The following is a 16,048-nucleotide window of genomic DNA, read 5'->3' as shown; positions in this document are numbered from 1 at the left end:
CACGGAAAGGATGATATGATGTCACGACTGGTTTCCTCCATCTCGCTTGTGTTGCTCAGTCTGCTCTTAGTGCTCCCTTTACTGATGATCGATGGACTGATTTTCTACGTCGGAGATGTGTCCTACGATTCGTTCGTTGGTTGTCTAGTGTTTCTTTTATGCTTCTATCTCGCTAGCCTGTTCGTCAGCGTCGTCTTCGACGGGATGATGCGTGCGCTTGGTGGACTGTTCAAGCGTCGTTTCTCGAACATACTGTTTGCTGTCGTGAACGGTTCCGTCAGTTTGAGCGTCTTACTCTGGATGGACCTCTACGTTGCGTCGATTACAATCACGCTTGCGACAAAAGTCGTGCTGGTATCTGTACATACGGTATTGTTTTACCTGATTCATCAATCGAGCGATTCGACTGCTTCGTCTTCTGAAGTCAGCGCACAACATGAGCCAATCGTCCAAGAAGCCACCCGCTTGTTAGAAGAGGAAGATCCTGTGACATGTGTCGAACAGTTATGTCTCAAGTACCCCGAGCTTCCGAAAAAGGACATCATTCGGATCGTCTATCGTCTTCATGGCAACTAAAAAGACCTGATCGTTTCTGAAGAGATTCAGAAGCGTCAGGTCTTTTGATATTCGTTCATTTCTTCGCCATCTCATAGAACTGATACGTATTTTTCCCTGACGACTTAGCGGTATATAGCGCAATATCCGCCTGTTGTAACAAGGATTGCAACTCTGGACGAAACGCAGTGTCATACATCACGATCCCAATGCTCGTTGATACGCGGTAGTCCGTTTTCCACTCACTTAACGAAGTGACGATCCGCTCCGCAAGTCGTTCCCACTCTTCCCTCGAATCGGCGTGTCCGAAATGCAAAATGAACTCATCGCCGCCTAGTCGCACGGCTATCGCATCGTCTTGTTCGCGGACGAACTGTCGCAAACGTTGTGCGACTTCTTGCAGGACGATGTCCCCCGTCTCGTGTCCATAGACGTCGTTGACCTGCTTAAAGCCATCGAGATCAAGGAAGAAGACGGCCCCTGTCTGCCCGGGATGCTCCTCGAACTGCTTCGTTAAGTACCGTCGATTGTGCAGTCCTGTCAACGCATCCTTCCAAGCATGGCGTTCAAGCTCCAAATAGTACAAGAAGAGTCGGACGATCCGTTGCAATAACTGGATGTTCTTTTGGTCATACAAGCTAACCCGATTATTGATCGCACATAACGTACCGAACGTCTCCCCGCTCGTTAAGACGATTGGAATACCCAAGTAGGAACGGACGTGAGCCTCCTCCAGTCCTTTTCGCCAATCGCCGAGTTGTTCCGCGTTCGGAATATCTTCGAGCACGACCGGCTGTCTCGTCTCGAAATCAATCAGTTTACATAACGATTGGTTCAATTCAATCTGCATGCCTTCGACCATTGGGATATCCACCTTAGCGTTCGCAATCTTCAGCATCCGTTGTTGTCCTGCTTCGATTGCTGATAAATACAGCATCTGCTCGGGTAGAATCTCTTTCGCGAAATCGAGGACATCATCAGCCAATTCATCAAAATTTTGATACATCTTCAATTCTTCAAATGGTTGATTCATAGAGCACCTCAATTCGAAGTCATTCTCTGCAATTTCTCTGATTTGAAAAACAAAAACGTTACATTTATTACCACTTTCTCTTTTGACTGTCGCTTAAACCTGTTTTCGTCAAAAGCGTCAAATATTCCTACTTCCATGTCTAAATGAGAAAGATTATCATTTTTTTATTTTCGTATAGTTTATAGAAGGTAAAAATTCAGACAGCCATTTGGCTGGAAATGAGCGTTGCGTCTTCCAAAATCGTCTGCTATCATTCTCGGTGAACATGACAATGATAATCATTATCACTTATTGAGAACAGATTAATCACGTAGGTATACATAATCCATCTGCTACTCAATTCGTGATCCATGTTTATCAAATCAAACAAGAGGAGCTGAATCATCATGGGGAAATGGAAAACACCACTCGTCGTGAGTTCGCTTGCTGTCTTATTGGCGGCATGCGGGAACGCAGGAGAAGCAGACACGAAGAAGGACGCAGAAGCACCGAAGACAGTCAAAATCAAGGACGCACACGGAACAGTCAACGTCCCGGTCGATCCGAAAAAAGTCGTCGCACTCGACAACCGAACGTTCGAGACGCTTGCCGCATGGAACGTCGAACTCGCAGCAGCACCAGTCGGACTGCTCCCGGCTGAATCACCATACGCAAAAGACAAGGATATCGTCGATGTCGGCATGCACTTCGAACCGAACCTCGAAGCGATTGCTGGTGTCAATCCAGACGTCGTCATCGTCGGCCAGCGTTTCGCTGATCATTACGAAGACATCAAAAAACTCGTCCCGAACGCCGCTGTCATCGATCTTGACATCGCTTTACCGGAAGACTCCGGTACGCCAGGTGAGTTACTCGTCAAAGGACTTGAAGATACGACTGAAACACTCGGACAAATCTTCGATAAAAAACAAGAAGCGGACCAGCTCGTGACAACGCTTGAGCAATCGATCAAAGGCGTTAAAAAATCGTATAACGGACAGGACAGCGTCATGTCGGTCATCGTCTCAGGCGGCGATATCGGATTCTCGGCTCCGATGAGTGGACGTGTCTTCGGACCGATGTATGATCTGTTCGACTGGAAACCAGCCCTCGAAGTCAAACAAAAATCGGGCAACGACCAAGGTGATGAAGTCTCGGTCGAAGCGATTGCTCAAAGTAACCCGGACTGGTTACTCGTCCTTGACCGCGACGCACCACTTGGAAACGCTGAAGGTGCCGTACCGGCGCAAGATGTCATTGACCGTGCGCCTGCCCTGCAGAAAACAAAAGCAATCAAAGACGACAACATCGTTTACGCACCAAAAGACACGTACTTGAATGAATCGATTCAGACGTACTCTGAATTCTTCACTAACATCGCGAAAGCGCTCGAGAAGTAATGGCACACGCACAGCAACAAATGAATGGAAGAGTTGAGCCACCCGCTCGACCTTCCTTTTCTGTCGTTTGGACGAAGCCGTTCGTCTTGACCTTATGTCTCGTCTTAGCGCTCGCAGCGGCTTCCCTCTTCACGGGCGTCTACGAACTACGGAGTGCAGCGAACGATTTCGATATGTTCTGGATCACACGTGTTCCGCGGACACTCGCCTTGATGCTGACGGGTGCTGCGATGGCAATGGCTGGACTCGTCATGCAACTGATCACGCAAAATCGGCTCGTTGAACCGACGACGACGGGAACGATCGAATGGGCGGGACTCGGACTGTTAGCCGTTTACTTACTCATTCCGGCACCGTCCTTGTTGATGCGGATGACCGGAGCCATCGTGTTTGCGTTCATCGGGACGATGGTCTTCTTCTGGTTTCTCCGTTCGGTCCGACTGCGTTCATCGTTGATCGTCCCAATCATCGGTCTGATGCTCGGAGCCGTCATCTCCGCGATATCGACGTTTCTCGGACTATTTTTCCGTGCCAGCCAAGCAATCGAAGGCTGGTTCGTCGGTTCGTTCGCGTCCGTTCAAATCGGTCGCTACGAATACCTCTGGATCATCATCGGTGTCACGGTCTGTATCTTCTTTCTCGCGAGTCGCTTGACGCTCGTTGGACTCGGCGAAGACATCGCGACGAGCCTTGGCGTCAACTACAATCGACTGATGCTGATTGCGACTGGGCTGATCGCCCTATCAGTCGGTGTCGTCGCGACCGTCATCGGCAATCTGCCCTTCCTCGGTCTGATCGTTCCGAACATCGTTTCGATGTTTCGCGGTGACGATCTCCGTAGTAATTTACCGTGGGTCTGTCTGATCGGGATGGCAACGATTCTAATCAGTGATCTGATTTCACGCACAATCATCCGTCCGTTTGAACTGCCGGTCTCCTTGATTCTCGGAACGGTCGGGGCAGCCGTCTTCATCATCATTCTGTTACGTCGACGGAAGACTGGAGGTGTCAGATGAGTACTGCGATTAAACAACAGGAACATACACGAATTCAACCGAGCGTTACACGTGAAACCAATCGCCGGGCGTCTGCGTTTCAGTCGAAACGACTCGAGCGCCGCTACTGGATTCTCCTCATTCTGTTCCTCAGCGGCGGAGTGCTCAGTACGATCGGTCTCTTGCTCTACAATAATCCGGTCCCGTTTGATTCTCCATCCTTTTGGCCGGTCGTCGAACGCCGAATTACCGCCGTCATCACGATGGCGATCGCAGCAATTTGTCAAAGTCTCGCGACCGTCTCCTTTCATTCGGTCACGAGCAACCGGATCATCACACCATCCCTGCTTGGTTTTGATGCTCTCTACTCGACGATCCAGACATCGATGATCTTCTTCTTCGGTGCGGGAGCACTCGTCGGCTTTACCGGCACGAGCGCCTTTTTGACACAGGTCGCGATCATGCTCGCGATGAGTCTCTTATTATACGGATGGTTGTTATCCGGAAAATACGCGAACCTGCAGCTGATGTTACTCGTCGGAATCATTCTCGGCACGGGTCTGAACTCGCTGTCGTCATTCATGCGAAAAATGCTTGCACCATCCGAATTCGATATCTTACAAGCACGATTATTTGGTTCGGTCACGAATGCCGACGCGTCTTACTTCCCGATTGTCATTCCGGTCGTCCTCATCGTCGGTCTATTGCTCTTCTTCTCGTCAAGACGACTCAACGTCGTCGCACTCGGTAAAGAGGTCGCGACATCGTTCGGCGTCAATCATCGTGGTAGTGTCATCTACTTCTTGATTCTGATTTCACTCCTTATGTCGATGTCAACGGCATTGATTGGACCGTTGACGTTCTTCGGCTTTTTAGTGGCGACACTCAGTTATCAGGTCGCTGCTACGTACGATCATAAATACGTCTTCCCGATGGCATTCGCAATCGGTTTCTTCGTTTTAACGACTGCCTATTTCTTCATGTATCACATTTTCAACACGCCAAGCGTCGTCTCCGTCATCATTGAACTGTTCGGCGGACTGATATTCCTTATCGTGTTGCTTAGAAAGAGGTCACTATGATATCACTTGAACAAGTTAAAAAATCGTATACGGATGATGTCCGAATCGGTCCAATTGATTTATCGATTCCTAAAGGCGGATTCACGGCATTGATTGGTCCAAACGGTGCCGGTAAGTCGACGACGTTGATGATGATCGGTCGTTTGCTTGATCTCGATGCCGGACAGATCGAAGTCGCTGGTATGGATGTGACAAGTAGCAAATCGAAAGACTTAGCGAAGATCATCACCATCCTGCGACAGGAAAATCATTTCGTAACCCGGCTGACAGTCCGCCAGCTCGTCGGCTTCGGACGTTTCCCCTACTCAAAAGGTCGCTTGACGGCTGACGATGAGACGATCATCTCGAAATACATCGATTTTCTCGAGTTGACGTCGCTTGAGAACCGTTACCTCGATGAATTATCGGGCGGACAGCGGCAACGGGCATATGTCGCGATGGTACTCTGTCAGGAAACAGAATACATTCTACTCGACGAACCCCTCAATAACCTCGATATCGCCCGCTCGGTCCAGATGATGGAGTACCTGCGACACGTCGCTGATACGTTCGGACGGACGATCATCACCGTCTTACACGATATCAATTTTGCAGCGAAATATGCCGATCACATTTGTGCGATGAAGGACGGACAAATTGCCGCTTTCGGAACGGTCGCCGAAGTCATGGATGAAGCGCTATTATCCGAGATTTTCGAGACACGACTTGAGATCATCGAAGGTCCATACGGTCCGATTGCCGTCTATTGATGCTGATAGCGAGTACCTAATATCTTTTTAAATCAATGAGCAAACATCACACAGTGGTGTCGTTTGCTCATTTTCGTATATACTCTCCTCTTGAAACCATCATCCATATTTTGTAACATGAGTTTTAGAAAGGGTGTCTGAATATGGATGTTTTACTCTATAACTTCATCATGTTTCTTTTCTATTTCCCTTGTTTGATTATTCATGAGTATGGTCATGCGTTCGCTGCACGATGTTATGGTATTCCGATTAAATCCATTGCATTAGGAAAAGGAAAACCATTTTTTCAACTGGGACATTTCTTTATTTCTAGAAAGTACATTTGGGAAGGGTTATATACTCCGGGCGGTCCTATCAGTACGTTAAATCGCACGCAAAAATCTTTTTATTATCTAGGTGGTGTATTGTTTAACTTCATTTGTGTTGTGATCGGGAGTCTGATCCTTTTTCTATTGCATAATGAGACAATACAATACATCCTACAAGCTTTCGTACGTATGTCCGCTATATTCGTCATTTTCAATCTATTACCACTTCGTTTAATTAGTGGATTTCCAAGCGATGGATTACAACTGATCTATCTATTTAAACGAAGAGATCATGCATAATGAATTAGGAGGATGATCTCTTCACATTTAATATAAAAAGACTGGGACTGTGTAGATGTCCTAGTCTTTTTTAATGAGTACATCTAAAACATACCTTGGATTGCGATATGCATTTTGATAAAAGATAGTATATACACATATAGTTACGTTAAGGTATGAGAAACTATAGAAAATCCAAGCGTCTCAAGAAATATTAGATTTATTGAAAAAAGATGGAACATTCGGCATAAACTGATGACTCCCACATACCTTAGTTTATACCACTCCTCAGAATAATTTTGTAAACGCATTCAAATTACTGGTGATTTAGTGGTAACGTACGTCATACTGACTGTAGGTAATAGAAAAGGAGTGTTGAAGATGGAATACAAAAAAGGACTCGAAGGCGTCATTGCCGCTGAAACACAAATCGGTTTAGTCGATGGAACGTTAGGTCACCTTATTTATCGCGGACACTGGGCAAAGGAACTCGCATTATCTTATTCGTTTGAAGAAGTCGCGTATTTCATCTGGAATGGTGAATTCCCGACTGAAGCGGAATTGGTCACGTTCAAAGAGCAGATGACGAGCTACCGTGAACTTCCTTCTTATATTAAGACGATTCTCGATACATTACCGAACGAGATGGATGTCATGAGTACGATGCGAACAGCGATCTCAGCACTCGGTACACCCGCTTTCGCTTGGCCACCGACAATTGATCAAGCGATGCACGTAACAGCACTCTTACCATCGATCATCGCCTATAAATATCAAAAAAATCAAGGCACTGACTTCATCGAACCGAATCCGGAACTCGATCACGTCGCGAATTACATCTATATGATTAAAGGACAATTGCCGAGTGAAGTTGAGATCAAAGCGCTGACGGCGTATCTGATCCTAACGATTGAACACGGTATGAATGCTTCGACATTCGCTTCCCGTGTCGTCGTCTCGACGGAATCGGAAATGATTTCTGGCGTCTGTGCCGCGATTGGTTCCATGAAAGGACCGCTTCATGGTGGCGCTCCGTCAGAAGTCATTGAGATGATTGATGAGATCGGAACGATCGACAACATCGAACCGTGGATCCGAAACAAGTTAGAAAAAGGCGAAAAACTGATGGGCTTTGGTCACCGCGTCTACAAAACACGCGATCCGCGTTCAGAAGCCTTAAAAGTCGTCTCAAAAGATCTCGCGCAAGAGAGCGATTGGTTCAACCTGATTACACAAATGGAGCAAACAGCGATCGATTTACTCGAGGAATACAAACCGGGTAGAAAACTGTATACGAATGTTGAATTCTTCGCGGCAGCCGTCCTAAAAGGACTCGACATTCCGAAAGAACTGTTCACACCGACGTTCACCTCTAGCCGTATCATTGGCTGGACGGCACACATCCTCGAACAATCGCAAGACAACCGGATTTTCAGACCACAATCGTCGTATACGGGACCAATGCCAGAAAAAGCAGCTAAGTTTTAATGACTCATTGATTGGAGGACCTCTTTTGGCGAAAAGTGATCACCTATTAGCAATTCTTTGGATGCTTCAATCTGGTAAAAAAGTAACAGCCCAGTATATCTCAAAACAACTTGAGATGAATATCCGGACTGTATATCGCTATATTGATACTCTCTCGGCAAGTGGTGTCCCTATCGTTGCCGAAGCAGGTCATCATGGCGGATACAGCTTATTAACTCAATTCATAGAAGCACCTTTATTCTTCGATGCGGAAGAGCAGCAGTCTTTATATCATGCTGCTCTTTTTGCAGAAGAAGCCGGTTACTATGGTAATACAGCTTTAAAACGTGCGATTTCAAAAATAAAACAGCATGCTTTAAAACCATCGACAAATGCTCCGCTCTTGGATGTAATTCCCTATCAACCCGAAATGTCGTCGAGAGCCGAAATCTTGTTACGAGAAATCGATCAAGCCATTCGCAGTCGAACAACCATACATATTCAATACTGTCGCGCGAACAATGAAGATATTCAATCCCGTGACATCAATCCTTTTAAATTAACTTATTGGAAACACGCTTGGTACGTCACTGCCTTCTGTCAGTTAAGAGGAGCAATTCGTCATTTTAAAATCGACCGCATTCACATATTCAAAGTGACGACGGATCAATTCGATATTCCAGATGATTTCGATGTTCAGTCTTCTTTTATGACCGATTTACTACCAAATTCAAGAGAAACTCAAGGTGAACTAATCCTCTCCGGTGACACCTCTACTATCGATTCAATTTGCCAACACTGGTACTTTAAGCACTGTTTAATCGAACAAAATCAAAACCGTGCTGTTTTTATGATTGAGACGAGCGTTTTAGACGAACAAGTCCCGAGTCTCCTTATTGCTTATGGAACATCGATACAAGTCGTTTCTCCTGTTGAAATCAAAAGTAAAATCATTGATCGATTACACGAATTGATCGCTTCGCATCAATGATTTACTTTCACTGACAGTAGTTGTCAGGATAACTTTTCTATACTAAATGTATCTCATATAGTAAAGGAAGCGGTTATCTTGACTCACACTGTCTATTTATATGTATTCGATTCAATTTCAGATTGGGAATACGGTTATGTGATGCCAGAGTTACATTCACGAAGATATTTCAAAACAGATGCTCCTCCATTCAATGTCGTTACAGTAGGACCCACGCTACACCCCATCACGACTATGGGCGGATTACGTATTTTACCGGATATCGCCGTTTCACAATTAGAGATGACTTCAAAGGATGCATTAATTCTTCCCGGTGGACAGACATGGCAAGCGTCTCTTCATGACCCTCTATTGAATAAAGTAGGCAACGCGCTGAGTAATGGAACACTCATCGCTGCGATTTGCGGTGCGACTGAAGGGTTAGCAAAGAGTGGATTCTTAAATCTGCGAGTCCATACAAGTAACGATTTGTCTTACTTACAATCCGTTTGCTCGAATTATTCCGGAGAATCTTTTTATCAACATACTCCAGTTGTCCGTGATGATTCGTTAATCACAGCGTCAGGAATGGCAGCATTAGAGTTTGCTTATGAGACGATTCGTGCACTCGATGTATTCACACCTGAAACGTTAGAAGCATGGTATGGTCTTCATAAGACGAATGAAGCGAAATATTTCTTTAATCTCATGGCTGCAACATTAATTAATTTGTAAAGCTTCTCTTATAAAAAAGTGGACTGACGCTAATCGTCAATCCACTTTTTTTGTATCTGTTTATCCTTCAACACTCTCTAATGCAAAGTTCAGCATTTCTACTTCACATTTTGCTAATTTTAAATCTGGACAAACATAAGTTTCGAATTCAAGCCCGTCACGTCATGAGAAAAATCTACAGACTACACTTTCATTTATTTGTAATTTCCCACATGATTTACTTTAATATATTTTTATTTTCAACAAGTACTATTGAGTCTCTTTTTTAAACTTTATATAGTCATCATGAATTAACTTGAAAATTCGATCAGTCGATAGTAAAAACAAGAGTATTGTTGTGATTAAAACTAAATCTCCTCTATAATTTTTTATATCAAAATTTTTTTCTAAATCTAATAATTCCTGATACCAAGTAAATGATGAAAGTAAAAATACTCCGGTGTAGATAATTATTTTTTTATGGGTAATGTAAATATCGTAGTGTTGATAAGACTTAAAGGGATTTTCATCTTCATTATTAAAGTAGCGACTCTCTATTATGAAGGTGTTAGAGTATAAACTTAACAAGATAAACGCAGCGATAAATAGGCTAAGGAGTAAATTCGAATTGGTTTTATTTAGCACATTAGTAAGAATTACTGTACTTATTAATAGTACACAAACAACCATATAAAACGAAGACATCGAGTTGTTTATAAAAAAATGAATTCTATTAGCTATGTAACTTATTTTCCTCTTTGATTTCGCATTTGTTTTACCCATTTCCACTACAATTTTTTGCTGAGGAATTAACATATTATCGACAAATAGAACAATTGAGAAATCAATAAATAGTGTAATAAATCCTATAATTTGAAAGGAGAATTTCTCTGTTTCTATAAATTTTATAAACATTATTACAGTAAAAATTAATAAAGACATAAAAACTATAAAAATAAAAAAGCTAGTAACTCCACCTCTTCTGTACGTATAAAACTTTCTTGCTTTACCTTTTTCTAATCCTTTTTTTAACTTATTATAATATTTGGATTTCAGACACGCTAGTATACTCCACATTAGTTTAAAGATGGTTATAATTACTAACGATGTTAAATGTAAGAGTATAACAAAAATTACAACGAATAAAAAAATAGACAAATCACTCTACCTCAAAAATTATTTTATTTTAAATCTTGTAACAATTACTTCACACCCTGCCGCTTCTACATCCGGGCTACACGCATACGGTCCAATCTTCAAATCCGTCACGGCATGTAAGTGTGCGATCCGGAGTTGCTCTTTGTGCTCTCCTGTCACGTGATACAATGTGACGTCTTGATTGAGGTAATGGAGTTCAAAGACCAGCGGTGCATCAAACAGCGTATTATCGACGTCCCGACACGACCAATCCGAGTACCCGAAGCTCGTCACGACGGCACCGAGATGTGACGGACCATCCGGAATGAATTCAGCTGACACTTTCACCCAGTGATCGTCGTTCACATAAAGCAAAATCCCCGCTTGATCATATGTCGCATTCGGGTTTAATTTTACTTCGATTCGGCACTTGAATTCCCCGTCCGGAGCATCCTGTAACAACGCATGACCTGTCAGACGGTTAAACTGATAATGGGTATTGCGCCAAAAATCCGTACCCGGATCCGTCATGAAACGTAATGGTGTTTCCTCCTTGATCCGTGTCGGTCGATTGAGCCATTTCATTCATAAACACCCTCCTTTTTATCGCCCTCTTAACTTCCGTAACTTTCGATAGCCACGAATGAGCATATCGAGCATACAATCCCTCCTATTTTCGATGAACCCTTAGACGACTGGACGAAGTCGTTGCATATCCTTATATAAAGCCGATCGCTTCAAACGTCTATTCTGTATTAAGTATTGCACATCCGACCGGTTATCGTACATCAGTTGGATATGGAAATAATTAATGTATTCAAGAATCGCAAAGACATACAAAAACAACGTGATTCGTAACCCGTACACTGGAAAATCGGATTGAAAGCGAATCCAATCAAGTCCGAATGCACATGCTGTCAGGACGATCAAAGCCAGATTGAAGACACGACAGCGACGTAATCGTCGGACGACGGATTCCGGGGTGATCGACGTTCCTTCCTTCTTCAGACGCCTTGACTTGCTGTACCAATACCAAGCTCCTTGAATCAACAACAGCTCAAACAAAAAAAGTGACATCCAAAAGGCACTGAGTTCAAATAACTGCAGTCGAGGAAAGACACGATTACCAAACCAACTCAGCGGTAAAATCGTAATCACCGTGAACAATTCTCCACGGTACAGATAGGCGAGTCGTTCCGCAACAAGCCGCTTCATGGCGTCACCCATTCGATGCAGAACTTACTTCCTGGACCAATCTGTGCGATCAATGGTTGATCTGCCTCGATCACGCGTCCGAGGACGTTGACTCGCTCATCAGCAGGTAGATTATGTTTCGTAATTTGAACCTCGCCCGCGTATCGCCCGTATTTTTCATTATCGATCGTGATCGTTCCAAGCGGGCGGACAGACGGGTCTTGCGGTGTCAGATCGATCGTCGACGGATTCATCCGCGACTCGACGGACCGAATGACATCCCGCGCTGGATCAAACCGATTCGTTTCTGTCTCCCGTTGTGTCTGCTGTCCGTTCGCTACTGCCCGCAGTACGATGACTCCGGTTTGCTCTGCTTCAAATTGCCGGATCGTTGCCTCCGACAATCGTGGATCTCCGACAAGGATTCGGTCAACGGTCGATTGTAAATCGATGTAACTGGCGAATGGTGCCGCATGCCGGTGTTCTTCAAGTGTCGGTAACGTCTCAAACAACGGTCCTCGGAGTGTCTCATCACCCGGTATGAACGCTTGGACGCGCAATCCTTGCGCCTGCAACCAGGCATTCTTTTCGTCAAACCATGTCCGGTCGAGTCCCGTTTCCGGTCGCGGATAAAAATTATGCCACGCCTCCGTTTGATCGATTCGCAGCCCGTGTGCCTTCATCTCCGTCAATTCGTCTGCTGTTAACGTACTGGCGTTCAGCGCAACCATCATTTGGTTCGATAACGTCGCGATTTGCTGCGGACTGATGCCGTAATCAAGACGTAGTCCGGTGACACCCCAGTCCGTTAACGTCGCTGCCGTCTCCCATGTCTTGCCGAGCGTCGCGAGCGACTCTGGTGCGATGTCCGCCACGAGTTCGAAACCGAGCTCACGTGCTAAACGACCGAGCGCTTGCAAGCGTTCGACGTACAGTGAAGAATCGTCTTCGGGAATATGTAGCGATGTAAAGAGCGACGTAAAGCCAACAACACGCATCCGCTGTAGCCACTCGCTCGTCTCGTCTGTGATCGGTTCACTTAAATAGATTGATAATCCTTTCATCGACTCACTCCTTCACTTCTTTACTTAGAGAAAAAGCAGCTGATTCCTTCTTTTGGGAAGGATTCAACTGCTGGTCCACACCTTAAATACCGTCTGCCATCTCTTCTTTGAAACCGAACCAATACGTGAACAGGAATCCTGCCGCGTACGAGATGACGAGACCACCGATGTACGTCAAGTACATTCCGTTGTCGATCAACGGTGTCAATGACAAACCGGATACGCCGACTCCAAGCGCCGTCGTCTTCATCGTTGCTTGGAAGGCACCACCGACTGCTGCGCCGAGACATGCCGTTACGAACGGACGACCGAGCGGCAACGTAACACCGTATAACAATGGTTCACCGATTCCAAGGAAACCGACCGGAATCGCACCTTTAATGATGTTACGCAGGCGCGGATTGCGCGTCTTGACGAAAATCGCCATTGCCGCCCCGACTTGACCCGCTCCTGCCATTGCAAGAATCGGTAAGAGTGGCGTGTTGCCAATCGTGTTCAAGAACTCGAGATGGATTGGTGTCAGTCCATGATGAAGACCAACCATGACGAGTGGTAGGAAGAAGCCGGCCAGTACGGCCCCGGCGAGTGGTCCACCGACCTCAAGTACGGCATTGATTGCTTTCATGATACCGTCTGACAGCAGTCCAGCAACCGGCATGATCGCATAGAGCGAGGCAAATCCGACAATCAGCACCGTAAACAGTGGCGTAAAGATGATATCGATCGATGCGAACATGAAGCGACGGATGTGTTTCTCAAGATAGGTCATCAACCACGCAGCGAAGATGACACCAAACAATCCGCCCCTGCCTGGAACGAGCGGTTCCCCGTAAATCGTGATGTCCGCTAGCACGGGGTTGAATAGAATCCCACCGGCAATCGCCCCGAGCACCGGCGTGCCGCCGAACTCCTTCGCCGTATTCCAACCGACAAGGATTGCGAGATATGCAAAGACCGTCCCACCGATCAAGAGTAAAATCTGCATCCATGTCTGTGTTGCATCGACACCCGCATTTTTCGCGAAGTTCGCACCACCGTTGATGATCCCCGAAGCAACAAGACCCGGAATGAGCGGGATGAAGATGTTCCCGATTCGGCGCAAGAAGCGTTTGAACGGTGACTGTTGTTTTGCTTTTACTTTTTGCCGTTCGACGGCAGCTCGTTCTTCTGGCGTCAGATTTGGATCAACGGACTCTTCCCCGATCGCGAGTCCCGTCTCGCGACTTAAGTGGTCGGCTACCCGATTGACCGTTCCCGGACCGACGACGATTTGTAACGTCTCGTCATCGATGACCCCCATGACCCCGTCAATCCGCTTTAACGCATCGATATTGGCTTGCGTCGGATCCTTTAACGATAAACGAACCCGCGTCATACAGTGCGCAAGCTGCCGGAGATTATCTTTTCCACCGACGTGCTCGAGAATCGCGTGTGCCAGCACTTCTTCCTTCTTCATCGTGTTTCCCCCTTAGAGTGCGTCTCGGACGAATCCGTTTGCTTGTTGTAATCGTTCGACGGCTTCCGCATGCTGAACATTCGCGAGAATCATGACGATCGCCGTCTTGACGTGACCGTGCGCTTCACTAAAGACACGCTCCGCCGTTACAGCGTCGACTCCTGTTGCCTCACAAATCATCCGCTTCGCCCGAATCTCGAGCTTCTCGTTCGTCGACTGGACGTCGACCATCAGATTTTGATAGACCTTGCCGACACCGATCATCGCCGACGTCGAAACCATGTTCAAGACGAGCTTTTGTGCCGTTCCAGCCTTTAGTCTTGTTGACCCCGTCAAGACTTCCGGACCTGTTTCGACTTCGATCGCATAACGCGCGTGCCCACTGATGACGGCATCCGTGTTGCAAGAAATCGCTGCCGTCACCGCTCCGACTTCCTTCGCGTAATCAAGCCCGCCGATGACATACGGCGTCCGACCGCTTGCTGCAATCCCGATGACCGTATCACGTGCTTCTAGCTGGAGCCCTTTTAAATCGTCGACGGCAAGCGTCCGACTATCCTCTGCTCCCTCGACCGCTTTGATTAACGCGCGTTCGCCGCCTGCAATCAATCCGACGACCATGTCTGGTGAGACCCCGAACGTCGGCACACATTCTGCCGCGTCAAGAATCCCGAGTCGTCCGCTCGTACCAGCACCGATGTAAATCAAGCGTCCTCCGTTTTTGAATGATGCAATGACGTGTTTGACGACTTCCGCGATAACGGGAATTTGTTCCCGAATGACCGTCGCGACCGTTTGATCCTCAGCATTCATCACCCGTAAAACATCCTCGACTGTCATCTCATCGAGTTGCATCGTCCGTTCATTCCGACTTTCCGTTGCTAATTGATCTAACATCTGCTTCACCCTTTCTCTTCCCTCCCTTTATTATACAATTAAGAAATTTTAATTCAATATAATTTATTTATTTTTGAAATTAAATTTCGATATATAAAAATAAGGTTTTGTCCTTCTCTTTCAGGATAAGTCCCTTGATTTCCTGCTTGCTTTAATTTCCTCATTCGAAAAGTCCTGTAACGCAGACATTCGCTTACGTCCAATCGTTGCATAGTATCATTAGTAAATAAAAAGCTGATTTTCACCCGTTAGATGCCTAACGGACAAAAACCAGCTTCACATGGACCACTTTTGTACGCCTCATGTTACTCATAACATCATTCGTACTGAAACCTGTATGAGGCTTTAAGATATTTATTAAAGAAGTCGTTCACCAGAGGCGTAAATCATTTTAATTTCTCTTCCATACTCTCTACTGAACTAGAACTGTCGCTGTACTGTTCTTTCTCCTCAACGAGATATTCGATATCTTATGTACCCGGCTCGATTGTCTCGCCTTGTACCGTTTGTTTGAGAACGACGGTTTCTGATGCTTTGACACGTTTCTTTTGTTGTCTTGTTTTAATCTGTTGTTTTCTTGAATCGAAGACGACAGTCCTCGACTTGCTCTCACGAACGACGACATTCAACAAATGTCCAGAACGCGCAACGACATCAAATGCATGGTCTCCTGTGTTCGTCAATTTGTATTCAAAGACGAATCCTTCTTTCGTAGTCCCTGTGAAGGACGTCTCATTCGTCTCACTTCCACTTTGCGGTTGGATCATAC

16 protein-coding genes are annotated in these 16,048 nt (G+C 45.8%); 9 read left to right on the top strand and 7 right to left on the bottom strand.

The genetic code is table 11. The annotated features are described in order from the left end of the window. Positions 1-18: 18 nt before the first annotated feature. Positions 19-576 (top strand): hypothetical protein, encoded by a 558-nt coding sequence (locus tag N179_RS03145; protein ID WP_075642171.1) that lies wholly within the window; start codon positions 19-21, stop codon positions 574-576. Between the two features lie 55 nt (positions 577-631). On the opposite strand, the gene N179_RS03140 is transcribed toward N179_RS03145, so the two are convergent. After that, positions 632-1,588, bottom strand: a complete 957-nt coding sequence (locus N179_RS03140; protein WP_075642170.1) for a GGDEF domain-containing protein — start codon at positions 1,586-1,588, stop codon at positions 632-634. Between the two features lie 386 nt (positions 1,589-1,974). On the opposite strand from N179_RS03140, the gene N179_RS03135 reads away from it, so the two are divergent. From N179_RS03135 to N179_RS03100, 8 genes are all read left to right on the top strand, one after another. Next, positions 1,975-2,967 carry a siderophore ABC transporter substrate-binding protein gene (locus N179_RS03135; protein ID WP_075642169.1) on the top strand — a complete coding sequence of 331 codons (993 nt, stop codon included), beginning with the start codon at positions 1,975-1,977 and terminating at the stop codon, positions 2,965-2,967. 20 nt (positions 2,968-2,987) lie between these two features. Then, positions 2,988-3,983 carry an ABC transporter permease gene (locus N179_RS03130; RefSeq protein ID WP_055969444.1) on the top strand — a complete coding sequence of 332 codons (996 nt, stop codon included), beginning with the start codon at positions 2,988-2,990 and terminating at the stop codon, positions 3,981-3,983. Beyond that, positions 3,980-5,044: an iron chelate uptake ABC transporter family permease subunit gene (locus N179_RS03125; RefSeq protein ID WP_055967471.1), complete on the top strand. Its 1,065-nt coding sequence runs from the start codon at positions 3,980-3,982 to the stop codon at positions 5,042-5,044. The genes N179_RS03130 and N179_RS03125 overlap by 4 nt, the downstream gene beginning before the upstream one ends. Then, positions 5,041-5,793, top strand: a complete 753-nt coding sequence (locus tag N179_RS03120) for an iron ABC transporter ATP-binding protein (protein WP_075642168.1) — start codon at positions 5,041-5,043, stop codon at positions 5,791-5,793. The genes N179_RS03125 and N179_RS03120 overlap by 4 nt, the downstream gene beginning before the upstream one ends. A gap of 143 nt (positions 5,794-5,936) precedes the next feature. Then, positions 5,937-6,401: a site-2 protease family protein gene (locus N179_RS17265; RefSeq protein ID WP_075642167.1), complete on the top strand. Its 465-nt coding sequence runs from the start codon at positions 5,937-5,939 to the stop codon at positions 6,399-6,401. A gap of 360 nt (positions 6,402-6,761) precedes the next feature. Then, positions 6,762-7,868 carry a citrate synthase/methylcitrate synthase gene (locus tag N179_RS03110; protein WP_075642166.1) on the top strand — a complete coding sequence of 369 codons (1,107 nt, stop codon included), beginning with the start codon at positions 6,762-6,764 and terminating at the stop codon, positions 7,866-7,868. Between the two features lie 25 nt (positions 7,869-7,893). Further along, on the top strand, positions 7,894-8,838 hold the full coding sequence (locus N179_RS03105; RefSeq protein ID WP_075642165.1) for a helix-turn-helix transcriptional regulator: 945 nt from the start codon (positions 7,894-7,896) through the stop codon (positions 8,836-8,838). Between the two features lie 75 nt (positions 8,839-8,913). Next, on the top strand, positions 8,914-9,552 hold the full coding sequence (locus N179_RS03100; RefSeq protein ID WP_075642164.1) for a type 1 glutamine amidotransferase family protein: 639 nt from the start codon (positions 8,914-8,916) through the stop codon (positions 9,550-9,552). Positions 9,553-10,707: 1,155 nt separating this feature from the next. On the opposite strand, the gene N179_RS03090 is transcribed toward N179_RS03100, so the two are convergent. From N179_RS03090 to N179_RS03065, 6 genes are all read right to left on the bottom strand, one after another. Further along, positions 10,708-11,253, bottom strand: a complete 546-nt coding sequence (locus N179_RS03090) for a DUF1349 domain-containing protein (protein WP_075642162.1) — start codon at positions 11,251-11,253, stop codon at positions 10,708-10,710. A 102-nt stretch (positions 11,254-11,355) separates the two neighbouring features. Beyond that, a complete protein-coding gene (locus N179_RS03085; protein WP_075642633.1) occupies positions 11,356-11,883 on the bottom strand; it encodes a hypothetical protein in 528 nt (175 codons plus the stop codon). Next, entirely contained in the window at positions 11,880-12,926 is a 1,047-nt protein-coding gene (locus N179_RS03080) for a DUF871 domain-containing protein (protein WP_075642161.1), read from the bottom strand. Before N179_RS03080 ends, N179_RS03085 begins: the two co-directional genes overlap by 4 nt. An 82-nt stretch (positions 12,927-13,008) precedes the next feature. After that, positions 13,009-14,382, bottom strand: a complete 1,374-nt coding sequence (locus N179_RS03075) for a PTS transporter subunit EIIC (protein ID WP_035397903.1) — start codon at positions 14,380-14,382, stop codon at positions 13,009-13,011. 12 nt (positions 14,383-14,394) lie between these two features. Beyond that, positions 14,395-15,279: an N-acetylmuramic acid 6-phosphate etherase gene (gene murQ / locus N179_RS03070; protein WP_075642160.1), complete on the bottom strand. Its 885-nt coding sequence runs from the start codon at positions 15,277-15,279 to the stop codon at positions 14,395-14,397. A 470-nt stretch (positions 15,280-15,749) separates the two neighbouring features. Further along, on the bottom strand, positions 15,750-16,046 hold the full coding sequence (locus tag N179_RS03065; protein WP_083639888.1) for a BsuPI-related putative proteinase inhibitor: 297 nt from the start codon (positions 16,044-16,046) through the stop codon (positions 15,750-15,752). Between the last annotated feature and the right edge of the window lie 2 nt (positions 16,047-16,048).

This window comes from Exiguobacterium indicum HHS 31, from assembly GCF_001939065.1.
Classification (GTDB): Bacteria; Bacillota; Bacilli; order Exiguobacteriales; family Exiguobacteriaceae; genus Exiguobacterium_A; species Exiguobacterium_A indicum.
The sequence above is the reverse complement of the archived record's forward strand: the minus strand, read 5'-3'. Positions and strand labels throughout refer to the sequence as shown.